The sequence below is a fragment of the Flavobacterium sp. genome (assembly GCF_028712645.1).
GTDB lineage: Bacteria > Bacteroidota > Bacteroidia > Flavobacteriales > Flavobacteriaceae > Flavobacterium.
In genome coordinates this window covers 1-5,470 of sequence record NZ_JAQTPQ010000239.1, presented here as the reverse complement: position 1 = coordinate 5,470, position 5,470 = coordinate 1, and the positions used below count along the sequence as shown (strand labels likewise).

The following is a 5,470-nucleotide window of genomic DNA, read 5'->3' as shown; positions in this document are numbered from 1 at the left end:
CACACTTGTAATCACAGCGTGTTTAATGTTCATGATTTTTATAGAACGGGCTACTTTTTCAGGTTCATCCCAATCTACCGTTTCTGGACGCCCTGTTTTTACACCACAAAATCCACAAGAACGCGTGCAGATATTTCCTAAAATCATAAACGTTGCAGTTCCTTCTCCCCAACATTCGCCCATATTCGGGCAACTTCCAGAGGTACAAATGGTGTTCAAACTATATTTGTCGACCAAACCACGAAGTTCTGTATATTTTTGACCAATTGGGAGTTTCACTCTCAACCATTTCGGTTTTCCTACTGGTAATGCATTTTCTAAAACAGATTCCATAAAGTATTTTTTGAAAGCGCAAAGATAAGGAAAGTTGGTTTAGGAAATGGGAAATAGAATTTAAGAATTAGAATATAAAAATGGATATTCTAACATTAAAAGGGTAGATTGATAAACTAATTTTCATTCTGATGTTCTAAATAAAGTTTTTAATCTTCACTATTAGATAATTCAAACTTATTTTATATTTGCCGAAAATAAATCAATAATAAAAAAAATGAAAAGAAAATCGATAGTATTAGTTGCTATACTTGCAGTTTTGGGTTTTTCGGAAGCAAATGCGCAAATTAATTTGGGAGAAAAAGCTTTAGGTGCTGTTCAAAAAGGAGTGACAGGATTCACGTTTAGTGACGCAGATGCTTCCAGTTTGTCAAAAGCCGCAGTTGATAAAATGGATGTTGAGCACACAGTTGCAGGTCTAACAGATCCCTACACAATTAGGCTTAATAAAATATTTGGAAAGCATAAAAACGAAAATGGATTGGCTTTAAATTACAAAGTCTATATCATAAAAGAGGTCAATGCTTTTGCAACTGCTGATGGAAGTGTTCGTGTTTTTTCGGGATTGATGGATATTATGGATGATAACGAATTGCTTGCGGTTATTGGTCACGAAATTGGCCACGTTGCTAATCACGATTCTAGAGATGCTATAAAAGCAGCTTACAGAAAAGAAGCCTTGATTGATATTGCAGCTTCGCAATCAAATAAAGTGGCTGCGGTAACAGAAAGTCAATTAGGTAAAATAGGTAGCGCAATGATTGACAGTAAACACAGTAGAAAGCAGGAATCAGAAGCAGATTCGTACTCCTATGATTTTATGAAACGTAACGGATACAATGTGAATGCAGTTGAATCGGCATTTACTATTTTGGCAAAAATGAGTGAAGGAACTCAAGCTTCTTTTTTGGATAAAATGATGAGTTCGCATCCTGATTCAAAAGAAAGAGCCGAAAACGCCAAGAAAAGAGCAGAAAGTGATGGCTTGTATAAGTTGTATGTAAAACAACCTGCCAAAGTCGCTGCAAAGAAAACAACCGTAAAGAAAACTACTGTAAAGAAGAAGACTCCAGTAGTGAAAGCTCCAGTAAAAAAGAAATAGTTTTTCTAAAATATAGTAAAAAAGCATCCCTCAATTTTAGGGATGCTTTTCTATTTTTGAACTAATTCATCTGAACTGTAATGGGTAAATTATATGAAGTTCGTACTGGTTTCGAATTGATCATTCCCGGAGTCCATTTGGTTCTCAAGGATTTTAAAACCCGAATAGCTTCTCTTCCCAAACCATAACCGGGGTCTTTTCGTACCTGAATATCGGTCATACTTCCGTCTTTTTCAATGACGAACGACACATTAACTTTCATTGTGTTGAGTCCATCAATTTCTGGTTTTTCGAAATTGTTGCCTACATAATTATAGAATTTTTGCATTCCACCAGGAAATTCAGGAAGTTTATCCAAAGCCACTGTGGTAACAATTGTATTTCCATTATCGGGAATTTTAGTATCTATTCCTGTTCCCGAAGTATTCGTTGGATTTAAACCTATTGTTCCTGGTCCGTCCGAAGCTGGATTTGTTGAATTCTTAATTTCGATATTGGTTGCAATTTCTTGGATTGCCTCGTCTGGATGTGCAATTACAGGATTTACAAGTTGTTCCGTTACAATTGGTGTTTCGATACTTTTTGTTCTTACCTCAGGAAGAATTGTTTTTTCAATCTCTGGCAAAACAACATTAGTAAGATGAATTATCTCGTCAATACTATCTGGAATCGTAATATCCGGTCTAACATTAGGGTTAAAATAACTGACAATTGACGAAATTCCGGCTACCGAAGCAAGTAATGACAATCCCATAAAAAGGGCAAATAATGAGGATTTTACACTATCACGGCGCAATTGATAAGCACCATACTCCTTGTTTTTGTTTTCGAAAACAAGGTCAATCCAACGGGTTTCAAAAATACTTACTCTTGACATAATTTAGGATTTTAAGGGTTAGGTATTTATCGAATCATAAGCGAGTGTTTTAACATACAACGCAAAAAATGTGTAGTATAATATATAAAATGTTGATTATTTTATAATTATTTTAACGATAGAAAGAAAGTTCTTTGTTTTTTGGGGTTGAATGAGGTTTGTGGAGATAATAACACCAACTTTTCTAAAAACAGCTTTCTATGACTTGAAAAACGCATTTTTAAGCACTTTGTTTTTTAAAAACTATAACTTAAAGCCAAAAATTAACCTCGCATAAATCATCTTAAACGAGGTTGGTTTTTATACTTATTTTGAAAATTTGATTTTTTGGAGAGGTTGCGCAACAGCTACTTCTGTTGGTAGCTGCTTTTCTTATTTATTTAGATTTTAGTTCTTTCAATACCTGCTTTATGAATTTGTCTTTATCTTTTTTAGCTTCTTTGATTGTAGCTTTTAATTCTGGAGACATTGTAAAATACTTATCTGTCCAAATATAGATTTCCATAATGATAGGCAATAATTCTATTCCTTTTTGTGTGAGCTTATATAATTTTTTTGCTTTACTCTCAGGATGTTCTAGTTTTTCAATGATACCATTTTCTTCAAGTGATTTTAACCTTGCTGCTAAAATATTGGTCGCTATTCTTTCTTCAGATTTTATAAAATCATTATAAGTGCATTTGTTAGTGAACATCAAGTCTCGGATAATAAGTAATGACCACTTATCACCAAATATATCAAGTGAGTAACTTAGCGGACATTCTGATCTTGGTTGAATCATAAATATATTAATATTTTTAAAATAATTTAAAAAGCACTTGCAAATTAAAAGTTGTTTTATATATTTGCACTTGCAATATGCAAGCAAAAGTAAATATAAATTTTTAAATACAAATGAAATGAAACAAAATATTTTAGTAACTGGAGCATCATCGGGGTTTGGGTTATTAGTAGCCAATGAGCTTTACAGAAAAGGTTATAATGTAATTGGAACAAGTCGAAATCCTGAAAAAGTACAATCAGCAGTGCCTTTTAAAATGATAGCATTAGACCTCGATTCAGAGCAGTCAATAAATACATTGCCTGATAGACTTTTTAAAGAAATTGGCAAGCTTGATATTCTAATTAATAATGCTGGCTTTTTAGTAGCTGGTATAGCGGAGGAAATTCCAATTGAGTTAGGTAGAAAACAATTTGAAACCAACTTTTGGGGAACAATAAAAGTTACTAATACAATATTGCCACATTTTAGAAAACAAAAATTTGGTAAAATTATAACTTTGGGTTCTATAGTTGGATTAGTTTCTTTCCCAAATGCAGCTTATTATTCTGCTTCAAAACACGCTTTGGAAGGATATTTTAAAGCATTACGTTATGAGTTGAACGAGTTTAACGTAAGCGTTACAATGATTCAACCAGCAGCTTTTAAAACAAATATTGTGGACAATGCATCTTCACCAATTGCAAGAATTGAAGATTATAATTCATTGAGAGGTAAAATTGAAAAATTTTCAAATGAATTGGTTAATAATGCTGAAGACCCAATAATGGTTGCTGAAAAAGTAATGCAAGTTATTGAGATAGATAAACCTAAATTTAGAAACATTGTTGGTAAAGGAACTTCTACTTTAATTAATTTACAACATTTTGCTTATGGTGTTTTAGAAAAAAATGTACTTAAACAATTGAATAAATCTTATACTAAATAAAATGAAAGCATTCATAGTAAAAAAATACGGCAAAAAAGAAAAATTGCATTTAACAGATTGGCCTGAACCAATTGTAAATGAAAATGATGTATTGGTGCAAGTACATTCGGCTGGTGTCAATTTATTGGATTCACTTATCAGAAATGGTGAATTCAAATTGTTTCTACCCTACAAACCACCATTTATAAATGGTCACGATGTGGCTGGTGTTGTAACAAAAATAGGTTCAAAAGTAAGTAAATTCAAAGTTGGCGATGAAGTTTATTCTCGCCCATCTGATTATCGAATTGGTACTTTTGCCGAATATATTTCTATTGATGAAAAAGATGTAGCATTAAAACCAAAAAATCTTTCAATGGATGAAGCTGGTTCAATTCCGTTAGTTGGTTTAACTGCTTGGCAAGCACTTGTAGAAGTTGGTAATGTAAAAAAAGGTCAAAAAGTTTTTATTCAAGCTGGTTCTGGTGGTGTTGGTACATTTGCCATTCAACTAGCTAAACATTTAGGGGCTTTTGTAGCTACAACTACAAGTTCAAAAAATATTGATTTAGTAAAAAGTCTTGGTGCAGATTTAATTATTGATTATAAAACAGAAGATTTTGAAACCAAGTTAAACGATTATGATTTAGTGTTACACAGCAATAGAGATGCAAAAATTCTTGAAAAATCATTACGAATTTTAAAACCTGGCGGACAATTAATTTCTCTTGTTGGCCCACCCACACCTGAATTTGCTAATGCAATAGGTTTACCTTGGTATCTAAAATTTGTAATTAACCTTTTAAGTTTTAGCGCAAGAAAAAAAGCGAAGAAGCTGAATATATCTTTTAAATTCTTGTTTATGAGAGCAGAAGGAAAACAATTAGGGCAAATCACTCAACTTATTGAGACCGGTGTTATAAAACCTGTGATTGATAAAATGTTTCCGTTTGAACAAACTAATGAAGCATTGTCTTACGTTGAAACAGGTCGGTCAAAAGGAAAAGTTGTTGTGAAAATTAAGTAGTCTTGTATGTTGTCGATTTTGGTTTACTATTCTCTTTAAAAAATAATAAAAATTGTATTACGAATTATCGATTATCCTGAATGATTTCGGCCAATAATTTCTTGGCGCGAAGCAATTTTATTTTGACGTTGCTTAGTGGTTCGTCAATTTTGTTGGCAATTTCCTGATAGCTCATCTCCTGAAAATACCGCAGCTGAATTACTTCCTGATAATGCGGTTTGAGTTCCTTGATGAATTGCAACAACTGCGAAAGGTTTTGCTCAGTAATCAATTCATCTTCTGCCGATGGAGTGGTATCGGCAATGTTGTAGGCTTGCTGGTTTTCGTCGTCAGTGATTTCGATGAAAAGAGACGATTTGTTATTTCGCGATAGATCAATATGGACATTTTGTGCAATAGCAATCAGCCAAGTATTGAACTGGAATTCAGTATTATAGCTAGCG

At 33.0% G+C, this 5,470-nt stretch carries 6 protein-coding genes and 1 pseudogene; 3 read left to right on the top strand and 4 right to left on the bottom strand.

The genetic code is table 11. The features are described from left to right. A pseudogene (locus PHC28_RS15160) lies at positions 1-333 on the bottom strand (lipoyl synthase); the annotation flags it as partial. A gap of 217 nt (positions 334-550) precedes the next feature. On the opposite strand from PHC28_RS15160, the gene PHC28_RS15155 reads away from it, so the two are divergent. Next, positions 551-1,435: a M48 family metalloprotease gene (locus PHC28_RS15155; protein WP_300102510.1), complete on the top strand. Its 885-nt coding sequence runs from the start codon at positions 551-553 to the stop codon at positions 1,433-1,435. Between the two features lie 61 nt (positions 1,436-1,496). Here the strand turns inward: PHC28_RS15155 and PHC28_RS15150 are convergent, their stop codons facing one another. Beyond that, positions 1,497-2,312 carry an energy transducer TonB gene (locus PHC28_RS15150; protein WP_300102507.1) on the bottom strand — a complete coding sequence of 272 codons (816 nt, stop codon included), beginning with the start codon at positions 2,310-2,312 and terminating at the stop codon, positions 1,497-1,499. Between the two features lie 376 nt (positions 2,313-2,688). Beyond that, the gene (locus PHC28_RS15145; protein ID WP_300102504.1) at positions 2,689-3,093 is read right to left on the bottom strand and encodes a helix-turn-helix domain-containing protein; all 405 of its coding nucleotides are present in this window, start codon (positions 3,091-3,093) and stop codon (positions 2,689-2,691) included. A 118-nt stretch (positions 3,094-3,211) separates the two neighbouring features. Between PHC28_RS15145 and PHC28_RS15140 the strand changes: the two genes are divergently transcribed. Together PHC28_RS15140 and PHC28_RS15135 are read left to right on the top strand one after the other, a co-directional pair. Beyond that, the gene (locus PHC28_RS15140; protein WP_300102501.1) at positions 3,212-4,021 is read left to right on the top strand and encodes an SDR family oxidoreductase; all 810 of its coding nucleotides are present in this window, start codon (positions 3,212-3,214) and stop codon (positions 4,019-4,021) included. A 1-nt stretch (position 4,022) separates the two neighbouring features. After that, entirely contained in the window at positions 4,023-5,027 is a 1,005-nt protein-coding gene (locus tag PHC28_RS15135) for an NADP-dependent oxidoreductase (protein WP_300102498.1), read from the top strand. Between the two features lie 64 nt (positions 5,028-5,091). Here PHC28_RS15135 and PHC28_RS15130 read toward each other — a convergent pair. Then, positions 5,092-5,470 (bottom strand): sigma-70 family RNA polymerase sigma factor (locus PHC28_RS15130; protein ID WP_300102496.1); only part of this gene is annotated, 379 nt, incomplete at its 5' end.